At 43.9% G+C, this 22,380-nt stretch carries 20 protein-coding genes and 1 pseudogene; 6 read left to right on the top strand and 15 right to left on the bottom strand.

Annotated features, from left to right (window positions below):
• Positions 1–10 precede the first annotated feature (10 nt).
• Entirely contained in the window at positions 11–1,861 is a 1,851-nt protein-coding gene (locus ACX6CI_RS18135; RefSeq protein WP_458775068.1) for an AAA family ATPase, read from the bottom strand.
• A gap of 317 nt (positions 1,862–2,178) precedes the next feature.
• Between ACX6CI_RS18135 and ACX6CI_RS18140 the strand changes: the two genes are divergently transcribed.
• Positions 2,179–3,504, top strand: coding sequence for a L,D-transpeptidase Cds6 family protein (locus ACX6CI_RS18140; RefSeq protein WP_458775069.1), 1,326 nt, complete (start codon positions 2,179–2,181; stop codon positions 3,502–3,504).
• Positions 3,505–3,624: 120 nt separating this feature from the next.
• Here the strand turns inward: ACX6CI_RS18140 and ACX6CI_RS18145 are convergent, their stop codons facing one another.
• A complete protein-coding gene (locus tag ACX6CI_RS18145; protein WP_458775070.1) occupies positions 3,625–4,515 on the bottom strand; it encodes a M15 family metallopeptidase in 891 nt (296 codons plus the stop codon).
• A 339-nt stretch (positions 4,516–4,854) separates the two neighbouring features.
• On the opposite strand from ACX6CI_RS18145, the gene ACX6CI_RS18150 reads away from it, so the two are divergent.
• The 4 genes from ACX6CI_RS18150 to ACX6CI_RS18165 all read left to right on the top strand — a co-directional run bounded on the left by ACX6CI_RS18150 (position 4,855) and on the right by ACX6CI_RS18165 (position 8,631).
• Positions 4,855–5,571, top strand: a complete 717-nt coding sequence (locus ACX6CI_RS18150; RefSeq protein WP_458775071.1) for a glycosyltransferase family 2 protein — start codon at positions 4,855–4,857, stop codon at positions 5,569–5,571.
• Positions 5,572–5,768: 197 nt separating this feature from the next.
• On the top strand, positions 5,769–6,422 hold the full coding sequence (locus tag ACX6CI_RS18155; protein WP_458775072.1) for a lipid-A-disaccharide synthase N-terminal domain-containing protein: 654 nt from the start codon (positions 5,769–5,771) through the stop codon (positions 6,420–6,422).
• Positions 6,409–7,893: an ArnT family glycosyltransferase gene (locus ACX6CI_RS18160; protein WP_458775073.1), complete on the top strand. Its 1,485-nt coding sequence runs from the start codon at positions 6,409–6,411 to the stop codon at positions 7,891–7,893. Before ACX6CI_RS18155 ends, ACX6CI_RS18160 begins: the two co-directional genes overlap by 14 nt.
• 180 nt (positions 7,894–8,073) lie before the next feature.
• Positions 8,074–8,631 (top strand): DUF2062 domain-containing protein, encoded by a 558-nt coding sequence (locus tag ACX6CI_RS18165; RefSeq protein ID WP_458775074.1) that lies wholly within the window; start codon positions 8,074–8,076, stop codon positions 8,629–8,631.
• Between the two features lie 712 nt (positions 8,632–9,343).
• Here the strand turns inward: ACX6CI_RS18165 and ACX6CI_RS18170 are convergent.
• The 12 genes from ACX6CI_RS18170 to ACX6CI_RS18225 form a co-directional block, all read right to left on the bottom strand.
• The gene (locus ACX6CI_RS18170) at positions 9,344–11,197 is read right to left on the bottom strand and encodes a peptidase U32 family protein (RefSeq protein ID WP_458775075.1); all 1,854 of its coding nucleotides are present in this window, start codon (positions 11,195–11,197) and stop codon (positions 9,344–9,346) included.
• Complete coding sequence (locus ACX6CI_RS18175) at positions 11,198–11,851, bottom strand: lactate utilization protein (protein ID WP_458775076.1); 654 nt, start codon at positions 11,849–11,851, stop codon at positions 11,198–11,200.
• A 197-nt stretch (positions 11,852–12,048) separates the two neighbouring features.
• Entirely contained in the window at positions 12,049–12,408 is a 360-nt protein-coding gene (locus ACX6CI_RS18180) for a DsrE family protein (RefSeq protein ID WP_458775077.1), read from the bottom strand.
• 30 nt (positions 12,409–12,438) lie between these two features.
• Entirely contained in the window at positions 12,439–12,984 is a 546-nt protein-coding gene (locus ACX6CI_RS18185) for a DOMON-like domain-containing protein (protein WP_458775078.1), read from the bottom strand.
• A gap of 151 nt (positions 12,985–13,135) precedes the next feature.
• Positions 13,136–13,366 (bottom strand): hypothetical protein, encoded by a 231-nt coding sequence (locus ACX6CI_RS18190; RefSeq protein ID WP_458775079.1) that lies wholly within the window; start codon positions 13,364–13,366, stop codon positions 13,136–13,138.
• Positions 13,366–14,664 (bottom strand): porin, encoded by a 1,299-nt coding sequence (locus tag ACX6CI_RS18195; RefSeq protein ID WP_458775080.1) that lies wholly within the window; start codon positions 14,662–14,664, stop codon positions 13,366–13,368. Before ACX6CI_RS18195 ends, ACX6CI_RS18190 begins: the two co-directional genes overlap by 1 nt.
• A gap of 132 nt (positions 14,665–14,796) precedes the next feature.
• On the bottom strand, positions 14,797–16,374 hold the full coding sequence (locus ACX6CI_RS18200; RefSeq protein WP_458775081.1) for an MBL fold metallo-hydrolase RNA specificity domain-containing protein: 1,578 nt from the start codon (positions 16,372–16,374) through the stop codon (positions 14,797–14,799).
• 139 nt (positions 16,375–16,513) lie between these two features.
• Entirely contained in the window at positions 16,514–17,365 is an 852-nt protein-coding gene (locus ACX6CI_RS18205) for a class I SAM-dependent methyltransferase (protein WP_458775082.1), read from the bottom strand.
• Positions 17,366–17,484: 119 nt separating this feature from the next.
• Positions 17,485–17,685, bottom strand: coding sequence for a cold-shock protein (locus tag ACX6CI_RS18210; RefSeq protein ID WP_458775083.1), 201 nt, complete (start codon positions 17,683–17,685; stop codon positions 17,485–17,487).
• 156 nt (positions 17,686–17,841) lie between these two features.
• Positions 17,842–18,375, bottom strand: coding sequence for a GDYXXLXY domain-containing protein (locus ACX6CI_RS18215; protein ID WP_458775084.1), 534 nt, complete (start codon positions 18,373–18,375; stop codon positions 17,842–17,844).
• Complete coding sequence (locus ACX6CI_RS18220) at positions 18,368–19,438, bottom strand: DUF4401 domain-containing protein (RefSeq protein WP_458775085.1); 1,071 nt, start codon at positions 19,436–19,438, stop codon at positions 18,368–18,370. Before ACX6CI_RS18220 ends, ACX6CI_RS18215 begins: the two co-directional genes overlap by 8 nt.
• Positions 19,435–20,403 carry a DUF2157 domain-containing protein gene (locus tag ACX6CI_RS18225; protein WP_458775086.1) on the bottom strand — a complete coding sequence of 323 codons (969 nt, stop codon included), beginning with the start codon at positions 20,401–20,403 and terminating at the stop codon, positions 19,435–19,437. The genes ACX6CI_RS18220 and ACX6CI_RS18225 overlap by 4 nt, the downstream gene beginning before the upstream one ends.
• Before the next feature lie 112 nt (positions 20,404–20,515).
• Between ACX6CI_RS18225 and ACX6CI_RS18230 the strand changes: the two are divergent.
• Positions 20,516–20,641, top strand: a pseudogene (locus ACX6CI_RS18230) (alcohol dehydrogenase catalytic domain-containing protein); the annotation flags it as partial.
• Positions 20,642–20,779: 138 nt separating this feature from the next.
• Here ACX6CI_RS18230 and tyrS read toward each other — a convergent pair.
• A complete protein-coding gene (gene tyrS, locus ACX6CI_RS18235; RefSeq protein ID WP_458778486.1) occupies positions 20,780–22,072 on the bottom strand; it encodes a tyrosine--tRNA ligase in 1,293 nt (430 codons plus the stop codon).
• Positions 22,073–22,380: the final 308 nt, after the last annotated feature.

Consider the following 22,380-nt stretch of genomic DNA (forward strand, 5'->3'; position numbering starts at 1 on the left):
AAACCATTCACTACAGGCCGTCACTAATAACCAGTATCTCCACCCGCCTGTTTTTAGCACGGCCAGCTCTTGTATCATTAGAAGCAATGGGCTCTCTATTACCCATACCCTTTATTTCAATCTGTTCTGGGTCAACACCTTTTTTCAGCATCATCTTATACACGGCCATGGCCCTGTCTTCGGAGAGCTTTATATTTTCAGCTGAGTTAGATTTAGACGAGACAAATCCCTTCACGAGTATTGTTGCCTTAGGATAATCCAGAAGAGTTTCCACGAAACTATTCAACCTCTTTGCTCCCGTTTTGGTTAATTTCAAGGAGCTAGGCAGTAAAGGCAGTAAGACCTTACGTGGCTCTAGAGGTTCCATCTCAACCACCGGCTCTGGTTCAGGAACAACTTCTGCCGCCACTTCGACATCTGGAGTCGTGGCGACCTGAACAAACTCAATCTCAACCTGCGGGGTCTCCTCAGCAATATCTGGTTCAGGAGTAACATCTACAATCGCCTCAGCTGCAACGTCGGTAGCAACATCCGCAATAACTTCCTTTTCAGCGACAACTTCCTTGTCAGCGGAAATCTCCACTTCAGAAACGGTCTCTACAACTTCGACAGACTCGCTGGTTACTGCAGCAACAGCAGGAGTGGCAGTGTCACCACCAGACTCTTGCTCGTACGCCTTTTCCAAAATCGCTGATTTTAACTCTTCCGCCTTAACCTGATTGATATCCCCCTTGTTTTCTTCAAGCACAGCAACAGCAGGAGAACTGGGAACCACAGGAAGTTTCTTTGGTGGTTCAACAACCTGCTCCACAACTTCAGGAGACGAATCTAACTGGGGCACAGGGGTTTGGCTTGATTTAAAAAAATATCCACCCACCACAACCAGGGCAAGAGCCGCAACACCAAACTTTAACCAACCAGCCTTATGGTCAGCTTCAAGGTTAAAGCCGGTAACGGTAGAATCAGGATCGCCACCAACATTATACCTGGAATAATCTTTCTGGACGCCCACATTATCAAAAGACTCTTCAGTAAGAATAGGAACAGCTGCAGCTTCCTTTGGTAAGTCAACCTTATTGAGTGCTGTCTCAACCAGAGCAGGGGTGATAATCGACTCTTCCAGGTTTGCACCAAGTTTTAGAGCAGCATCGCATATTTTATTAATTTCAAGAGGCACACCACCTGAAAATCGATGAACAACCTGACACGCCTTTGCAGAAAATATTTTTTCTCGAGCACCGGCAACCTCAAGACGATGACGTATATAATCCTCTGTCTCGTGGGAAGATAAACTCGGGATATCCGCCGTTAATGTGAGGCGTTGTCGAACAGCTCTATTTTTAGGCTGCCCCAGCAATTCAGTAAAACTACTTTCTCCGACGAAGAAAATATTAATCAGTTTAGCATCTGCTTTTTCAATGTTGGACAATAGTCGCAGCTCTTCCAGCATTTCCTGACTGAGCAGATGACACTCATCAATAAGCAGAAGAACTTTTTTATTATCGTCATCAGCCTTGTGTAAAAAGTGGCTGAATTGAATAAGAAACTGCACCTTTGAGGTAAATTTTTTGTCTATACCAAAATTTCGGGCTATCTCATTATAAAAATCGATTCTTTCAAGGGTAGGATTGTCGATAACTCCCCATTCAACATCATCATCAAAACTCTTAGTCAAGCCCTTGATAAGTGACGTCTTACCGACCCCGGCATCTCCTGTCAGCAACAGAAACCCTTTATTGTCAAGAATACCGTAACGAAGAGTTGAAAGTGCTTCCTGATGATTTTCTCCAAGCCAGAGAAAAGAAGTATCTGGAATAATTTCAAATGGTTTTCTATCAAGATTATAAAATGACTTATACATACTATCCTTCTAAAGATATCGGGAAAACCTGCCAGAGAACACAACTCTGACATTGATTAAGGGGACGCAAAACTTTTTCCTAACACTAACTAACCAATATTGCAATTATTTTACGCAAACATTATGATAGTAAAAGATTATAAACAATAACTACTGGCTCTTTCCACCAAACACTATACTACATTATTGCTGATGACTTTAAGCTAGAGCTAAAAATTGATAAAAATTTACTTTTCTGCAGATTTCTATATAACTCTTTATACACTATTTTTTCATACACATTATACTACATAGCCTTCTCAACCTGATGGAACCTAATGATTAGACATACGATCCTTACATTTATTCTGACTTTAACTCTCACGCCTGTCACTGTGATGGCCGACGAATCCACAAAAAGTTTTAAAGAATATCTTGAGCAGGCAAATTTTTATATCAAATCGTACAGGCATTTTGAGGCCAGCGATGCCCTGAAAGAGGCCACAAAAATTGGAGGGGCTGAACACCCTTCCCTCCACATGCGACTGGGCATTCTCTACTACGGCCTCGGACTCATTCCCGAGGCTATTGAGGAAGGTGAAAGGGCGGTACATCTTTCCCCGGCATCAAAATGGTATAAATACGATCTCGCCAAATTTTACTATGTAGACAAACAGTTTAAGAAGGCAGAAAACCAATTCACGACTCTCTTGAAAATTGATCCTGGTTTCACTCTCGCCTACTACTACCTTGCCGAACTCTACTTCCAGCAGAAAAAATATGACCTCGCCTGGCTGAGTATGCAGCGGGCATACAAGCTTGGCCACAGAGGAAAACATCTGGAAACAAAGATCGCCCCCCTCTCATCTAAACCAGAGGAAAACTTTGAAACATCAGGCAACGGCCCGCAGTTGTTCAGATACATCAAACTCAGAGAGGCACAACAGGCTCAGGAGCTTACCAACCAGATCTGGAATGGAAAACTTTTTGAAAATATGGAACTTGAGCTCAAAAAAGATCGGTCTATATCCGCTGACTTTGGCATAATGACCCTTGATGAATTAAGCAGTGAGGCAGCTCAGTCCTTACAAGATAAGAAACCATACTCTCGACCGCTGGTTATTGAGACTGGTTCCGATTTCCGAATTATGCAGAGGATATTACCGTTTGATCCAGTTAAATGGCAACAAATCATCTCAGCAACTCCAACTGAGCCGGCACCTGTGGTTCAAAAGCAGGTACCCGCACCTCAACCTGCAGCTCAAGTTGCTACTACTGCAACAGCCCATGTAACTGACAAACAGATTTCAAGTAAACTCGCAGCCTTTTACGCTCTTGAGGCCTGGAAAGAAGCATGGGAAGCACAGGACATCAATAGCTACCTGGCGGCATATAGTGACAATTTCAGACCCAACAAAGGATTATCCCGAAAGTCATGGACGAAAAAGCGTACAAGAAGTATCGAAAAACCAAAGTCCATTAAGATTAAGATAGATGACCCGGTTGTAGAAATGCTCACCGACGGCCAACTCCTCATCACCTTTAAACAGAGCTACACCTCAAACACCTATCACGACATCGTTGTAAAAACACTGACCATGGAAAAAGAAGAGAGCGGTTGGAAGATTACAAAAGAACGGGAAGTGAAGGTGCTTAGCAACTAACTCAGATCTCTGATGAACATTTTGTCACACTACAACAGTGTGACAAATGATATCAAAGAGATGTTATTTGATTAAGCGGGAGTGAGCTTATCTCCAGGACAATTTTTGTCCGTGACAGCATTAAAGCTTAATATGCCACGGCTCATAACGCACACCGAGCATATTATCCCGCTGATAGCGATATTCAACATAGCCCTGGTCAGCCAGTTTTTTAAAAACTGTGGTTCTGGTAAACTTTTCAGAAAAGTTATTTTTGCCAAATCCCATCTGGCCAATGTCAAAATCCCCCGTGGCATGATAGGAATATCCGGGAGGAGCAAGGGATCTTGAGGCAAGAGAAAGATTCCCGTCGTTACGCTCAACCTTTCTTAAAAAGAGATAAAACTGTTTAACCAAGCCTCGTATCCCTGATGTCAGTAAGGCCTCATCACCGAGATGGTCCTTTATTTCGCCATATTTATTAAGCGATGCCCCTTTAAAGAGATAGTTACCACTATAGGGCACTTTATAGATATCTTTTTTATTAATAACCTGGGTTAAGGCCACGGCCCGCTTTTCACCATAAAAGCCGTAATCACTGGCCTTACGGTAATAGATCATTTCTAAAAAATCGAGTTCTGTCGCTGTAAATTTTCCTACCACAGAATAACTTCTGCCCACTTGCAGCGCATCATCAAAGCCTACAACTCCAAAATTACCGTAGCCTATATTTTTACTGAGCCGCTGGAAACGAGACACGACCTGCTTCAAAAGAAGTTTTTCGTCATCTTCTAGAAAAACATCCCCAGGATGGGTCATATCGGGATGACGGATCTTTGTCAGATAGTCTTTGATTTTATCATCAGATATTTTTTGTGCAGGGATGACGAGTGGAGCAGGCCCAACAGGATGAGTCATTTGGTGAACTATCTTTTTCTTGTCAACAGTAAGCTCGCGAACCGCAGCCGACACATCGAAGGGATATGCACACGCTGACAACGCCACCAATTTACAAAATTTTCTTCTGTTCAAAACAGTGTTCCTTTACCACCCGCTAATATTAAAAAAACGGATTTGTCACGCCATCACACGTACTTTCCCGCACTCTCCGTTCTCCCAGAGTACTTACAGAGAATATAGTTGTCAATGCTTTACTCTTTATTGTACCCCCCGCCCAAACCCGTACAATTTTATCCTACACAAAACAAGAAAACTCCACCTACCGCAAAGGCAAACAACTACAAAGCGGCGAAAATCGAAAAAACTTGAGTTTTCCAAGTGTTCTTGTTAGATGTATCAGGTTGTTTTCTGATTAAAACTTGCCGTTTGATAAACCTCATAGGACCACATATAACCTTGAGTTAATCTGATATGAATGATGACCTGACTATAATAGTTCCAATTTTCAATGAAGAGGAGTCCCTTGCCTCCTTTTTTGCTGAAATGGATAAGTTCCTTGAGGTAGCCCCCATAGAAACGCAGGTTCTCTGTGTTAATGATGGCTCAACAGATAACAGTCTACAGATTATACAGGCGAAAAGTGAAACAGCGGTGCCCTACACCATCATCAATCTCGACAAGAATTATGGTCTAAGCAGCGCAGTAAAAGCGGGAATAGATCACTGCACAACATCGCTTATTGGTTATATTGATGCTGACTTACAAACAAATCCGTCTGATTTTCTTAAATATTTTGAATGGTTTCCACAGTATGACATGGTCAATGGCATCAGGGCAAAACGCCAGGACAGCCTGGTGAAACGAATCTCATCAAAACTTGGAAACGGGTACAGACGGCTCATGATTAACGACGGCATCAAAGACACCTGCTGCCCTCTCAAAATTATGAAAACAGACTTTGCCAAGAAAATACCATTCTTCCATGGAATGCATCGTTTTATCCCGGCTCTTATCCAGTTGGAAGGTGGACAGGTTAAACAACTCCCCATTTCTCATTATCCGCGGTATGCAGGAACCAGTAAATACCATTTATGGAACCGTCTCATAGGACCATTTTTCGATACTCTTGCCTTTCGCTGGATTCGTGACCGCTATATACGATATGGGGTTATCGACAAGCCCAGCTAACAGGTAGCAATTTACCCAAGGGGTAAACCATATTTTTCATATTTTCCCGCTTTGCATAACTTACTCCACGGAGTAGGGCCTCGCCCCGGAAAGCAACAGGGGAAAGTGTCTTGGAAGTAACTTTTATTTTTTAATTTTACCTGACATCATTTTTTGTTTGTAATAACAGCTTTTTTCGGAGTAAGGCACTAAACTTCATGAACCAAAATCTCATATTCGCCATCGGATTTCTTGCACAGATCCTGTTTTCGGCGCGCCAGCTCACCCAATGGATCTCTTCTGAGAGAGCCGGCAAAATACTTTCACCGATTCTTTTTTGGCAGCTCAGTATTTTTGCCTCTTTCCTCCTGATTGTCTACGGCATTTTACGCAATGATCTCGCAATAATTATGGGACAGGTCATCACCTATGGGGTCTATATCCGCAACCTCCACTACTTTGGTTTCTGGACAAAAATTCCACGTCTTGTACGAGGCCTTGCTTATATCTTCCCTGTTCTTGCGGTCACCCTGCTCCTCAAAGGTGAAACCCATAACCTTCAGACAGTTTTCTCCAACAGTGATATCCCCACCCCACTCCTCATCTGGGGAATAACCGGCCAGATAGTCTTCACCTTCCGATTTATCTATCAGTGGTTCTATAGCGAAAAACGCAAACAATCTATTCTACCCCTTGGATTCTGGATAATCAGCATGACCGGTTCACTCATGGTCCTCAGCTACGCCATCGTTAGAAAAGACCCTGTACTCTTCATTGGCCAACTCTTTGGCTTTGTTGTCTATGGTAGGAACATTGTCCTTGGCCTTCGGCAGAGAAAAAGTATTAAGGTAGGAAGTCATGCCAGCAACTAACCAGAACAACAATCTCCACTGCATGCAGTTTCTCCTTGTACTTACATGCTATTTTGCGCTTCATATTCTACTGCGCGTAACCATTTCAGACTCTCTTGATTACGATGAGGCTGAGCAGGCACTCCTTGGTCAATGGCTTCTTGCAGGCTACACCGAGCAACCTCCCCTCTATACCTGGCTACAACATTATCTGTTTCGCATTTTCGGTGAGAACGTCTTTGCTATCAGTATTCTTAAAAATAGTCTGCTCTATTTCACTTATATTTTCGTCTTTTTAAGCAGTAAAATCATACTTAAAAACAGCACCGCAGCCATACTTGCCACCTGTTCATTACTGCTCATTCCCCAGATTGGCTGGGAATCACAAAGGGACATGACCCATACAACACTTGTGGTGTGTGCAGCGGCTGCAGCCTTGTATCAATTTCTGAAACTTATCGATAAACAGTCGTGTATAAACTATCTGCTTTTGGGTCTGTTTCTTGGTGTAGGATTTATGGCCAAGGCCAATTTTGCCCTTTTTCTCATCATAATCCTTCTCACTCTTGTGAGTTTTGACGAGGGCCGAAAGGTCGTATTTAACTGGAAGATGCTCCTTGCACTTGGAGTTATTGTCGCACTTGCCGGAAATTACTTTTACTGGATGTATAACAATCAGGACATTGTCTTTTCCGCCACCGGAAAATTCAAGCGTGCCCTCGACAATTACTATATCAAAGGAAGTCTCAGCCTCATCGCTAACAGCTTTCTGTTTCTTACTCCTCTATGGTTATTTTACCTTATTTTCTTCCCTTCCGGCTACGATGCAAAGTGGTGGGAAGAAAGGACATTTCACCAGAAATTTATCGCTCGATATATTGTCTTTTTCTTCATTATTTTACTTCTGGTTGTACTGCTGTTTAAAGTGACCTATGTAAAAGACAGATGGCTCCAGCCTCTGCTCTTTGTGGTCCCTATCTTATTTTTCTCAAGGGTTCCTGTGGAAAAATTAACCGCTGGCCGTTGCAGGGGTTTTCTTACAGTTATTGCTGTTGCAGCAACTACCGTATACATAGCATTCTCAATTCGTGTCGTTGGAGCAAGTTACATCGATAGATTTTCCAGGATGAGCTATCCATTCTCACTGATGGCAGAGGATATTCGCGCTACAGGATTTGACTCGGGCATTATCATTTCAAACAAGAGATTTCTTGCAGGGAACATGCATCTCCAATTCCCCACAAGCCCCGCTCTCATTCCAGACTATGGGTTTGAGGATTTACCATCTAACCAGGGCTATACAAAGGCGCTCGTTATCTGGATGGCCGATAAAGAGCCAGCTATGCCAAAAGAATTATCAGAATTTCTCACAGATAAATATAAGATTAGTGTTACAAATCAAAAGATTGATTATTTTGAGCATATCTATAAGTACGGTAGAGATGAAACAGTTAAGCTCGGTGTGATGAGAGTTCCCCTTCCCCAAGGCTAAACATAATGTATCAACGATCCTGTCGATTTACTCTTAGGCGTTAGTGAATATAATAAGCTCAGCAGTAGGCCTAATGGGTTTTACTTCTATAACTAAGACCTGCTATAATTGCTAACATACCAGTCATCATTATCCATACCGAAAAACGGCAACAACTGAGAACACCGCAAAGAGCGACAAATGCAAGACCTGCCCACACGAAGAAGAAATCGCAACCTCCTCATCCGATTACGCCCGGTACTTCGCTGGGTGATACGGTTGCGCAGCTCTCCACATGCCATTGCAGGTGGTCTAGCCATCGGTACATTCATCGCATTTACTCCAACTGTTGGAGTGCAGTTGATTCTGGCTGTAATTGTGGCAACTTTTTTTAATTTAAACAGACCAGCTGCAATGATACCCGTATGGATAACTAACCCCATTACGGTCGCGCCAATCTACACATTCAACTATTGGCTAGGATCCATATTCGTTGACGGTCCACCTTTGTCTGAGGTCTCCGACCTATTCATAGATATTAGCAAGACCATGGCGAGGCTCGAGTTCTGGGATATAAAAGAACAGTTCATGGCTGTCTTACATATGGGCAAGGAAACACTCATCCCCCTTCTCATTGGCTCTATTGCCATTGGCTCAGTCATCGCTGCATGTGTGTACCTATTCTCCATCAAACTACTCTCAATATTTTTCACGAGAAGAGCCAGAAGACATCTGCTTAACAATAAAAAATCAAAGTAGACCACTCCCATCTAATCTTCGAAAAATCACAATATAACAAAATTTCCGCTAAAAAAAGCAATGGTGTTTCCAAGTGACTTTTTTGTTACTGAGCTATAATTAGGTAATTTACGCCCAAAAGACTATTTTTTTTCTTTGAGCTGACCAGTGAGATCTTCTACAACAACAAACTGATTGGTCATGACCCCACGGGTCTGTTGTCACTCCTGGCTATTATCAGCAATTCTATCGACCGCTCTGTGATACTACTGATGCTTGTTCTTTTCCCCACAAGGAATTTACTTTACAGAATCAGTACTCTCGAATCGGTACTCTCTATTATAGTGAATGAAAAATCTGGGAAGATGCAAATTAAAACAGCCTTATTTATGCCCCAATAAAAAATGAAGTACCCCTTTTACATACTGATCGGCTATAGTGTTTTTTCAATCATTTTATTTCAGCAACAAAGGGGAATGTACACGTGTCAATCTACAAGCTCAATTGTACAAAATGCGACCTGGTGTTTGACAGAATACTTCTCAGCTCTGACCTTGCCGGCGTGCACTGCAACAAGTGCAACTCCACTGATATCAGAAGAGTTTTCCCCGACCAAACAGAAGATACTCTAAGAAAAAGCAGTCCCATCCCAGCAGGCGCTCTCAGTGGCGCATCCTGCTCTTCCGGGTTTTCCTGACGCTGAGTCTTCCTCCGGACTGGAGGACAAATAGAACTACTCTTTTTTCAGGCGCAGGAGCATCTCACATTTTTTGCAATCAAACTCCAGCGCATACTCTCCTCTATTATCGGCTAAGAAAAGAGGGTCCGACATATCCTTACGACTTCCCTTTACTTTCGGACACCGCCCAAGCTGCGCCTTGATACAATATTTAGTCGTCATAAGAGCCGCATCCTGCACGTCTTCTGCCTTAACAAGGCCTTGATCTGTCTTTGTTACACCATGCTCCGCATAAAACTCTAAGGCCTTACTGTTACGTACATTATCCAGATAGCTGATCGTATCAAGCGGCCAAACACCTGTATCTCTTCTCGGCTGAGTTGGTTTCACCTGAAAATAACTCACCCTTTCCTCAGCGTGACGGGCAAAGCCATTTCTTCGTATCTCGTTGAATATGGCTGCTGGGTAAAATGATGCCCCGTCAATATCTACCTGGACATCTTCCACCGTAAAAACGGTACCACCACTTTTTTTCAGCTGTTTTATGGCTCCATTTTTCACAGCCTCTGGATTTTTAGCTTCTTCAGCCGTAACACTGAGTTCTGTAACAGAAGTTATTCCATCACTATCTGTAACAGTAAGTTCAAGCCCGCCTTCTTTTTCTCTCAATCTTACATTGACACCTATCGTCCTGCACTGCTCACTTCGATCAAGCAATTTTGCAAAAGCGGTGTCAGCGTTTCTAAACATCTCCATTCCCACCCGAAGCCCAAGTCGCTGAACATCATCTTTTGGAAAGAGATGTGTACCATCTACCCTATTCACCCGAAGCCCAACCAGAGCTCCCCTGCCATCAAAAAAGCAGAGTCCATCGCCATTAACAATCTTCTCAGCCCCATCAACAACAAAGAAACTCTTGTCAATACGGGTTATTCGACCAAGCAACTTGCCCTTTGATTTTGGACTTCTTGGGTCTCCGACAACGTTTCTTTTTGCTCTGATAAAATATTCACTACTTCCACGATTAAATGACTTTTCAGGATCAGGTGTAAAGTCAAACTGACAGACTCCAGAAGAAGCTGGAGCAAGATCAGAACGACCAGCGAGAACCCCATCCAAAATCCTGCGATAATGGGCGGTCACATTCTTTACATAGTGTTCATCCTTAAGGCGACCTTCGATTTTAAGTGATGAAATTCCTGCATCAATTAAAGCCTCAATATGGCCAGACAAATTGAGATCTTTAAGGCTCAAAAGATAACTGTCTTTTTCAAGAACTCTTCCCTTGCTATCTTTTAGATCGAACTTGTGCCTGCAAAACTGAGCACACTCTCCCCTGTTAGCACTACGCCCGGCCATAACCTCACTTATATAACACTGGCCACTATAGGAGACGCACAGGGCTCCGTGGACGAAAAACTCTAAAGGAACAGAGCTTGTAGCGCCTATTTCCCTAATTTGCTCCAGGCTCAACTCCCGGGCAAGTACCACCTGGTCAAAACCAACGTCCTGCCAAAATCGTACCCGTTCAGGAGTCCTGTTGTTCATCTGGGTAGAGGAGTGCAGGGCAATGGGCGGCAAGTCAGATTTCAACAAGCCTGTGTCCTGGATGATTAGAGCGTCCGCACCTGCATCATATAAGGTATGGCTAAGGGCCACTGCGCGCGTCAGCTCTTCATCATTAAAAATTGTATTGAAGGCGACATACACCTTTGCCCCAAACATATGAGCATGCCGGACAAGTTGTGCTATATCCTCAACACTATTAGCGGCAGCTGCCCTGGCACTAAACCCAGGCCCTCCAATATAAACAGCATCTGCCCCATGGTTTATTGCGGCAATTCCACAGGGCAGATTCTTCGCCGGAGCCAATAGCTCAATTTTTCGAACCTCAGTTTGATCTACCATTTACAGCCCAAGTTCCTCATCAATAAGGATGACTGAAATACGGTGCTTTGGAAACGATTTTTCTGTGATCGTCCAGTGGTTACAAATTCTTCCAGGGCTCTTACAGTCGGCACACTCTGAGGTTTTAGCGCAGGGTGTTTTACAGTCGAGTCGCATTGCATTTGTGGGGGCAGCATAGTCTTTGATTCGATACATTGCTGTCTCAAGGTCTGGTACTATCTTGTTGCGACCGATCAACACAACAACTTTTTTCGGACCAAAGGTAAGTGCAGCAACTCTGTTACCTATCATATCAAGATTTACCAGATGCCCATCTTCTGTAAGGGCATTAGTACCGGTCAAATATAGATCCACCAGTAAGGCCTGCCTTCTCACCTCATACTTATCTTCTGGAGACATCTTTGGATCATCGGGAATAAGCATTTCGACATCATCCATTCCAGCAATTGCATCCAGTACTCCAGTTGCCTTAAGAGTCATAGATCCACCATAGGAGAGACTTTTCGGCTTTACTGCAGGAATGATTTCCTGCTCAATAAGTTGTGCCGCTGCCTTTTTATCTTTAACGATAAAGGTCTCAAAATTGTTACCGTCAAGCTGCTCTTTCATTTGTTGCAGACGAAGCTGCCAAAAGTGTTCAATTGGTTGTTCCACAAGTACCCTCAATGGATGCTAAATTAATGTTGATAAACTCGTAAAATATCGTTCAAAGCCTCAGATAGCTGAGCAAAAAATAATGATATACAAGGCGTAGTGTTTTTTTGCAGAGACAGGATTATACATGGAGTATATCTTGTCTTCGCAACATACCTACAACGCAGTAGATCGTATTTTTACGACGCCATCTATAATTAAAATGAAATTATCTCGTAACCTTCTTCCAGATAACGATCTATAGATGGATGGCCCTGCATATCGCCTACGATTGGTATGTCCTGCTTTTCTGCCTCCTCAAAAGTTCCCATTTTCTGAGAACAGGCCTTACAAATACAGGTCAGTAGCCCTTTTTCTTTAAGCTCTGCATATACCTTAGAAAACGGTGCATCCGGTTTGGCAAGCTCTGTAATAAGCTTTGTGGCCGAACCTTCGAGCACCACCTTAACCTCATAACCTTTTTTATTAAAATCAAGGGCATAGAGCATTACGTGGGCAAAGCACATCAATTCGCCATTATATGCGAGCAAGGCAACTTTTTTGGTATCTTTTTCCATCTCTTCCTCCGTATTTTAATTTTCTTTTCCCTAGAAACTCTTTAAAAAACAACGCGGATCATGAAAATCCGGTTTCTCTCCTGGATGTGATAGAGCCCAGTAACCAAACGTACCTCCCAGGCCTTCAACAATGCAACTCACCCCTACATCAATTGCACCTGCAGCTGGAATAAAACTGTCCAGATCAACCTCTGCGCAGAGGGAAAAGATCTTAGCTGTTTTCTCGGTAACGATGACAGGTTCTGATTTAACATATGCCTGCGTCATACCTGTCCTATACGAGTCAAAGGAATATATGTTCCAATCACCCGAAGGTGAGAAGTTACATTCAAGATAGCCTTCCACCTGTGTGTCCGCATCTTTAACAAAAAGCTCCAGACACGTGTGACGCCACAAATCATCACAACGCTTTCCTTTCGAGTCTTCAACATAGGGTGGAATCACAAGATGGCTGAGTAAACCGTATATATCATATTCAACACGGAGTTTCGTCCCATCACGCCATACTCCATATTCAATCCCCTCAACAGCATCAGCCTCATTGCCAGCAAATGGTCTCAACGCCCTTTTAATCAATGACTTCTCCAATTTCTCTTAAGGTAAACCTGCAAACTACGTTTGTCGGCCAACATAGATATTGTACCGCCATAAAAAAACCGGAGACACATCCGAAGATATGTCTCCGGCTTAAGCTACCACCAGATAATAGTTATCCCAACAAATTCTGCTACTCTGAAGATGTTTTTTCTGCGGCCTCTTTTTCTTTGCCCACTTCTTTTGAATCCTTTCCGATGACAGTAAAGACGCCATCATCTCCTGAGAAAAGGCCTGGCCCCGGTTTCTCTTCGTTGGCATCAACATAGGTGTAATCGGTACCACTACAGCTACAGAGTAGACACCCAAGAAAAAGAACCATCAGACAGTATGTTTTATTTCCTACTTTTCTCGAGCAAGACACTAAAATTTTACCCTCGCCCCACCCATGACCGCATTAACATCGTCATAGGACAGGGATTCAGAATCGAGACTATAGTTTCTAAAGGCGAGATAAAATTCAGTACCCCATGAAGGGATATCCTGCACGGCGGATACCGCCCAGGTCTTACCAGTCTCTCCGTTGCTTCTGATATCTTCATTTTCACCATAGTCTACAGCAAAGGAGGTGGTTCCCATGCTGCATACGTTCACCCTGTAGCCGAGTTTTCCATACCAGGTAGTGGCGTCATCCCTGTCGTCATCACTCATTTCCCGTAACCCTGCAGAAAATGTCGCATTTAGACCATTACCAAGAAGAATGGACATGGAACCATCATACTGATTATCTACACTTGTATTGGTATCAGCGGGGTTTGCCCAGGCAACTGCGGCCGCCACCTTGGTATCGCCATAGGATCTGGAGTATCTAAGGGCTGCATCGTAAGCATCACCTGAAACTGCAGAACCACTCAGGGTAAGCCCCATCACACTCGGGCTATCATAACGCAGTCTATCGTCACGGCCTAAGCCATCCATATTAGAGTAAAAATTTTTCACCTGTAACTCTGAAAGAGCGTCGGAATCTGACTCATAAAGATATTGTCCTCCTGCATAGTCGCCAACACTTGAGTAGGCAATAACAGTCGTTCCTGAAAGATCGATCTCAGCCGTGCCATCAGAGGCCGTACTTCCCTGACCAAGGGATACCTTACCATAGGTCTTTGAGGTGAGAAAAATATCGGCATGTCGCAGATTCCAGTTAACAGAAGTAGCGCCATTGGTATCAATTTGATTGACGTCTGCAGAGGCGTTGGACTTAATGCCATACTCAATCTTACCGCCTACATTAAAGTCTTCAGAAGGTGATACCGAAGCATTAACTCCAATTCGAGATTGCGAATTACTGTTATCCACAAAACTTACCTTACTGGCATCTCCGTTATCAGCCCATAGAACACCCTTATTGATGTGTCCATAGAGGTTGACATCCACCTCTTTCAACCTCGAAGAAACAACTTTTTCTTCACCAGCAGCCGCTGGTTCTTTCGCTTCAGCCTTCTCCGCCATAGGTGCCTGCGCGACAGCACCACCACTCAGTTGATTTTTAAGATCCGCAATCTGTGCTGCCTGGGTATCAAGCTGTTTTTGCTGCTGTTCAATCAGCTTTTTCAGCTCAAGCAGCATTGTTTCATCTACCCCTTCGGCATTGGCTACTGTGGCCAGGGAACAGATCAGCGCAGTTCCCGAAGCTGCAGCTGCGATCTTTTTTACAATTGTCATACTTACTCCTCCGTTTTCAAGCATGATTAACGTTACCTGATTCCATCCTTAACTACTGTTATTATGAATAAAATTCTAAAAATCATTGTAAACTCTGAACGCATAAAGACCTTCGAAGTACTTAACCCCGAGTTATACCTCTACACTCTGTCCATGCCGTGGAACCACGACATCAAACCCCTCATCTCGCAGATAATCACCAAATGCTAGGGTCTGCTCTTCTTCGCCGTGAACCAGGGCTATCTTCTTAATATTCAGATTCGATTCTTTAACCACCCTCGTCATTTCATCCCTGTCTCCATGGGCTGAAAAACCTCCCAGGGTAATGACCTCTGCCTTGAGAGGATAGTCCTTATTATAAAAGCGGACCGTTGGCGGCTCACCCTGGCGACCATCCGCAGCATACTTTTCACCTTTCTCCTGAAGCTGACGACCAAAGGTGTTCTGCCCCATGTATCCCACTATCAAAACGGTATTACGTGAGTCATGGATTTTATGACGCAGGTGATGCAGGACCCTCCCGCCCTCACACATCCCTGAACCCGCAAGCACGATATGGGACTTGGTTTCCCGGTTAAGGGCCATTGACTGCTCGACACTCTGAACAAATTCCAGTTGGGTAAAATCAAATGGATTCAAACCTTTTCGTAGAAATGCCTCATGGGTCTCTTCATCGTAGGTCTCCGGATGTTCACCAAAGACATGGGTTATCTTAGTGGCAAGAGGACTATCAACCCACACAGGCATAGGAGGAACATCCCCTGCCAGATACAACTCATGGAGGAAGTATATAAGTTCCTGGGTTCGACCGTAGGAAAATGCTGGAATAATCACAGAACCACCACGGTCAAAGGTCTCCTGGAGAACTTTTTTGAGTAGCGGCTTCATGTTAACAACAGGATCGTGAACCCTGTTCCCATAGGTGCTCTCCATAATCATCAAGTCGATATCCCTGTGTTCTTCCAGGAAATCAAGAGTTGGATCTTTTATAATCGGCTTATTAAATCGGCCTAAATCACCGGTATAGAGCACTGTTTTTGTCTCACCGTTTGCCTTGTACTGCAAAACTGTCATGGCAGAACCAAGAATATGTCCTGCCACATAAAATGTGCATGTCAGGTCTTTTCCTATGGTGACAGTCTCTTTAAAAGGGACACCGCGAAAGGCCTCAAGCGACTCTTCCGCCTCTGTCATAGTGTAGAGTGGTTCTACTATTTCAAGATTTTCCTCACGAAGCAGTTTACCTATTGTCTCGTTTCGAAGATCATGATTACCGGACTTCAGCAAAGATTTAATCTCAGCTGCCTGGGCCTTTGTCATGCTCTTTTTGCCCCCTCCTGTTTTAATCTTACCAAGAAAGGCCTTAGCTGTTTTATAGTTAAGATAAGAGGCATCACCTTCCTGAATCTTTGCTGAATCCATTAACAAAAACTCACTGGCATGGGCCGTGGGCCGTGTAGAATAGATGTTTCCGCTAAAATTGTTTTTGCACAGCATGGGGATTCGACCGGAATGATCAATATGGGCATGGGATAAAACCATATTTGTAAGAATTTGTGGATCAACTGGTAAGACTTTGTTTTTAACCTCAGCCTCTTTTCGCCTACCCTGAAACAAGCCACAATCTAAGAGGATATTGTCGTGATCGGTTGTAAGAGTGTGAAATGATCCAGTAACTTCCCGAGTTGCGCCATAAAATGAAACGTGCATACCTACTCCTTATCTGACTTTCCTTTTGCATCAATCCATGTCCACAGGACACCGCATCGCCATAATATACCCGTACAGTACATAACAAACAGTAGTACAAACTACAACTGCAATAGCGGTAAATAAATGGTTGGTTTTTTCAAACAATCTGGGCATCTACACATATTCTATAACTTCTTGGCCCACAGTGACCGCAGCGTGTCACACTCGTTTGAGACAGCACGCGACCAGCCTGCCTGCAGGCGTCTTTAACCCGCAAAACAGCTGTTTCAAACGCGCCCTCTTGTGCCATCTCATAGTAGTGGATCGTGCCTCCAGCCGGCTTTAACATTGCAAACCCCTTGTCTAAGAACTGATACCCCATGGTCGGCAGCGGCATAACAATACGATCAAATCGATCATCGATTAGATCTGATAGGGCAGAATCGTCGCCTACATCGCCCACGTCACCCATGTGCAACTGAACATTTTTGATATTTTTATTGAGTTGTATATTTTTAAGGGCGTATTCATGGGCCTGGGGGTTCTTTTCAATTCCTATGACACACTCAGCCTCACTATGCTTTGCGATAAGTAAAGGATAGGGTCCAACACCAGAGAACATCACCAAAACCCGTTCTCCCGCACCAACCAGTGATGCAATTCGCCTTCTCTCATTACCACTTCTGACGCTATAATACGTCGTTTCAACATTAACAAGGAGACGCACTCCAAACTCTGTGATATGAGTTTCTTTTCTCTCTTCTCCTGCGATTACCTCAAGTGCAATAGTGCGATACTCACCTCCATAATGCCCAACTCTTCTGGCAACAACCTGCACATTTTTATTATCTTCAAGAATTGCTTCACCAATGATTTTTTGCCTGTGAAGCAAGCCTTCAGGGATAATGATAATGGCGATATCTCCGACAATATCATAACTTCCCACAACTCGTCCCAACTCCTCAGGCTTGAGCTGTGATGCGAGCAGATCCTTTAATTTAGATGACATACAAACAATACATGGTGACACTGGTTGGTTACAAAAATGCGCCGTTAAGAAGATATGAGGATATTCTCACACCATCCACGACGCATACAAAAAACTAAGCCCATTGGGGCCTACTTTTACTATATTTTTTTTACATTTTCCGCGGCTGGCCCTTTTTGGCTCTCCACAAGATCAAAGCTAACCTTCACCCCTTCATCCAGGGACTTGAAACCCTCCATCTGTATGGACGAGTGGTGAACAAAGACATCTTTTCCACCATCATGTTCGATAAATCCAAAGCCTTTAGAATTGTTAAACCATTTTACTGTTCCTTCCGTCATGATGTAACCCCTCTACCGCAAAAGTAACTGTCTATGGTCCCTTCAAGGGACCACTCCTCTTTTTGGTTATACTCTTTTGAAGAATAATTTCAACAGGAGATAGTGGCTGAATCGCTCTAATTGCTCTGTTTGTAGTTAATCTGTACCATTCAAACACTACCGGTCATTTTTTTCATTTGGCTCAAGTTTGACCAAATCTTTATCATACATGGCGACCAGCAGTAACTCTCCCTTCTCGTCCACACGAAACTGACCGTACCGTGCCGGTTGATAGTACTTGCCATGACCTTCCTGGAAATAATAGGCATTGGTGGCAAATTTAATGGTTCCGTTTCGAACTCGGTAACGCATCAGAACCTCATTTTGAGCCAGGGGCTGATCAGTGTGAAGACGCTTAAATGATCCGATGTTTCGAGCGTCCATGCTAATAACCACAGAACCGTCCGATGACCCCTTATCTTGCGCCGGCGGTCTACCATTTTCCGCTTTTAAAAGGGCTTTATACACTTCATCGGTTAAACGAAAACGCAGCGCCATGTAATCACCTTGCATCAGGGAACGCGGGTCCACAGGTGCTAGCTCGAGATAAACAATCTTACCTTCTGCCAACTGTTTTTCCTTGTTAAAGATAGACCAGTTCACAAGAATCAAGACAATAGCAAGGGCAATAAACGCGATTTTTTTAAACATGTTGCGCCCCCTTTTGTGCAGGTAGAAATCGCAGCATCAACAATCGGAGAGTGAGTAGCGTCAGACCGACAATTAATAAGGTCTTGGACTTGTCCAGCAGGGTCGCATCAAGCAGGTAATAGTATGAAGAAATATAAAACAGCAGTGACACTATACCTAAACCGAGGAGTACGCGATTAGAAGCCGAAAAACCCAGGAACATTATCACAATACCCACAGTAATGCCCTGGACCTCAAGTGATACGGCAATTAACAATAACGCACCCAGAAAGGCCAGGATTGAGAGACGTCCAGAAATAGTCTGTTTGTATCTTTGCAATACATGCCAGACGATGTACAGCGTAACCAGCCCGATAAGTATTTCACCAATCCATACCGAAGATAATGCAGCAGGCTGATAACGACCAAACAGCCACCCAATAGACCTGTAGCCATACAACGCAGTCCCCTGAAGCAGTAGCAAAGCCAGCACTACCCCATAACCAATGGCGCGTATCTTTTCCATATGTTGCGGATAGCGAAATTCGTTAAGCCAGCACAGGGCGGAGAGAAACAAGACAGCACCACTGACAATATAAGGCAAATCCATAATTATCAAAGCCATGGAAACAGCGAATACCCCAACAAAAGAAGAAAAGACACGGTGAACAAAACTAGGCATGACCGCAGCCAGGGGTACTTGCAGTAGAGCGACAAGCAACCATGCAATTTCCTCACTTCTGTTGGAAAAATCAAATATTGCAAACACGACTAAAGCCTGGCCCGCAAGACTTCCAGCCAATCCTAGATGCTCAATAAATTCATTTTTGGGAATACGTAATATGAGAAAAGCACCTCCGATCATCATGCTGCCCATGATCAAGGTTACAGGCCTGTTTTCGAAGATGATATCAAACCCCATGGCAAGAAAACCAAGTAGGAACAGTGCTGCGAGCCAGCCGGAAAAAGCCAGTAATACCTTAACATACCAAGGAGCCTCCGGGCTTTCTGTTTCCGGTTCGCTTCCCTGAACTAAACCGCCCTCAAGTAACGTCGTCCACACCTTTTCAATCTGTCTTGTCATCGCTGATTCTCCTGGTGGACATTTTTAAGCCACAAAGCCGCTCCCGCACCCATGCCAATGACCACCAGGGCGAGAAAAAGGAATCCCCCGGCATCTCCGTCTGCCAGTAGATGCTTGCCCAAAAAGGAGACCGTCACCGTAATTCCGGCCAGGCAACAACCAGCCAGCATAAAGAGATCAGATATTACCTTTCGATAAACAAACAACATTACCCCCAACCAGATAACCCACACAAAACCGGATATAAGGCCGCCACCATGGGAGAATATCACTTCAAGACTGAGCATAGTTACAGGAACGCCGCTGCCAACAGCCAGAAGGCGAATCGCCCATCGTTCCGACAACCAAGACCATATATTTTTAGAAAACTCCCAGACAACGAGGGCAAGAGTATTAAATGAAAAGGCAAGCCACAATCCTCCGGTTTCTGAATTGGGCATAAACCATAAGGCCCCCGGGAAAGTGTGCTGATACAGGATGATGGAGGTATTTATGAGTACGACCCATACAATCCAGATCGCTGGAAAACGTCCAATTATCGCCCATGGAAGCATCAATAGCGCCCAGTTGAAAAATAATTGCCATGGATCAGCCCCGGTTTGATAGGTCTGGCCATATAAGGCGAGTAGTACGCCAAGGCAGATCGTCGCTATGAGTAGCGACACCTTACTGGCAGCTGTATCTCTATCAAGTATACAGTAAGCGATAATAGCTAGAACAATACATCCTTCCACCATCGCAAATTTGGTAAAATGTCCAATATCCGCCCAGTTATAGGCAATAAAAAACAGAACAGCAAAGGCCAGTGCTAAACCGCCAAGCCAGAGCAAAAGATGATCAATAAAGTTTCGCCAGCTTTTGCCGTCCGGCATGACGTTAAGAGCGGTGAGAGCCTCATCTATATTTTTTAACGGAATCGCTCCCTTCTCTATAAATTCAATAATTTGACTACGTGGAGAAATCAAAGTTACATCCTGTATTAATGTTATTCTGTACACAAGTGAATCGTAGAGTGAATGTGCTCATGGTGACACATTGAAGATGCAAATGCACCCCAAAACATGGAACGTGAAATAGCAGGTGCTCTGTTGGGACGCAACAGGCATCATTAAAGAAGTGGGTGACGAAGTCACTCATTTTAAGGTTGGTGACAAGGTATACTATACAGGAAATCTTACACGCTCCGGCAGTAATGCAGAGTACTACACTGGGAGCTGATGTTCACACGCTCAATGCTGCAGACCTTGCACAGGCACACGCCATGATCGAATTACAGCAAACGGCCCTTGGCAAGTAACCGAGAGCCGTTGTTTACAGAACGCGCTATTGAACTCAACTCAACTAAACAGCTTCAATAATAAAATATGTTTTCTTTCCTTTCTGGACAAGCAGGTACGATTCATTGATGAGATCCGCTGTGGTAACAGAGTATTCCTGATCAGCAAGCTTTGCCTTATTCAGACTCAAACCATTGCCTTTAATAGTACGACGAACCTCACTCTTATTAGGAAAGGTCGCAGTCTCGGCGGCGAGCAATTCTATGATGGGGACTCCGGCCTCAAGTTTACTTCTCTCAATCTCAAAGGTCGGCACCCCTTCAAATACAGCAAGAAAGGTTTGCTTGTCGAGTTTAGCTAAGCTTTCGGTGGTTGCCTTGCCAAAAAGAATCTGAGAAGCCTCCACAGCCATATTATACTCGTCCTCACCATGAACCATACAGGTCACTTCTTTTGCCAACCGCTTTTGCAATGGTCTGAGGTGTGGAGCGTCTTCCTGCTCTTTTACGAGCTCTGCTACTTCGGTTTGATTGAGCAGCGTAAAAATTTTGATGTATTTTTCGGCGTCAGCATCAGACACATTAAGCCAGAACTGAAAAAACTTATATGGAGTGGTCAGTCTCGCATCAAGCCAGACATTACCGCTCTCTGTTTTACCGAACTTGCCGCCGTCAGCTTTTGTAATCAGTGGACAGGTAAGAGCAAAAGCTTCTCCACTTTCTTTTCTGCGAATAAGCTCTGTTCCGGTGGTGATATTTCCCCACTGATCAGAACCACCCATCTGCAGTTTACAGTTCTTTTCCCGGTAGAGATGTAAGAAATCTGTTCCCTGAACCAACTGATAGGTAAATTCGGTGAAAGACAGCCCCATCTTGGACTCTTCACCCAGACGTTTTTTTACACTGTCTTTGGCCATCATATAATTGACCGTTATATGCTTACCAATATCCCGAATAAATTCTAGAAAGCCGAAGTCTTTCATCCAGTCATAGTTGTTCACAAGCTCAGCCGCATTTGGGGCATCCGATTCAAAATCCAGAAATTTTTCCAGCTGTTTCTTCAGGCACTCTTCATTATGACGCAGGGTCTCTTCATCGAGAAGGTTACGCTCTGCGGACTTACCAGAAGGATCCCCGATCATGCCTGTGGCTCCACCAACCAGAGCAAGTGGCTTATGCCCTGCAAGCTGGAAATGCTTAAGCATCATCACACTGACCAAGTGACCAATATGAAGTGAATCTGCAGTCGGATCAATACCAACGTATGCGGCAGTCATTTCTTTTTTTAACTGCTCTTCTGTCCCTGGCATGATGTCATGTATCATGCCGCGCCATGTCAATTCTTCGATAAAGTTCATCTTGATAATTTTATAATTTTTTTTATTGTTGAGCTTCTGCTCTGTCACACTATGGGTACGTTCATAAGCCCCATGACTAGATTGAGATTCCTGTACGTTTCCGACCTGACCTCTTTTCTTCGAATCTGTGGACATCACTTCTGCTTTAATTCAGGATATAGCTTTTACCATGGGCGCGTATATTTGTCCTGTCCAAATTTTTTCTACCTCTCCCCCCACCATTTTCATCTAATGTTGCCATAACCACGTTGCATACATCTCTTGGTAGACGGACCATACACTAAGATTGACTGATAGGCGGAGCCTGA

Source organism: Desulforhopalus glucosivorans (assembly GCF_054397165.1).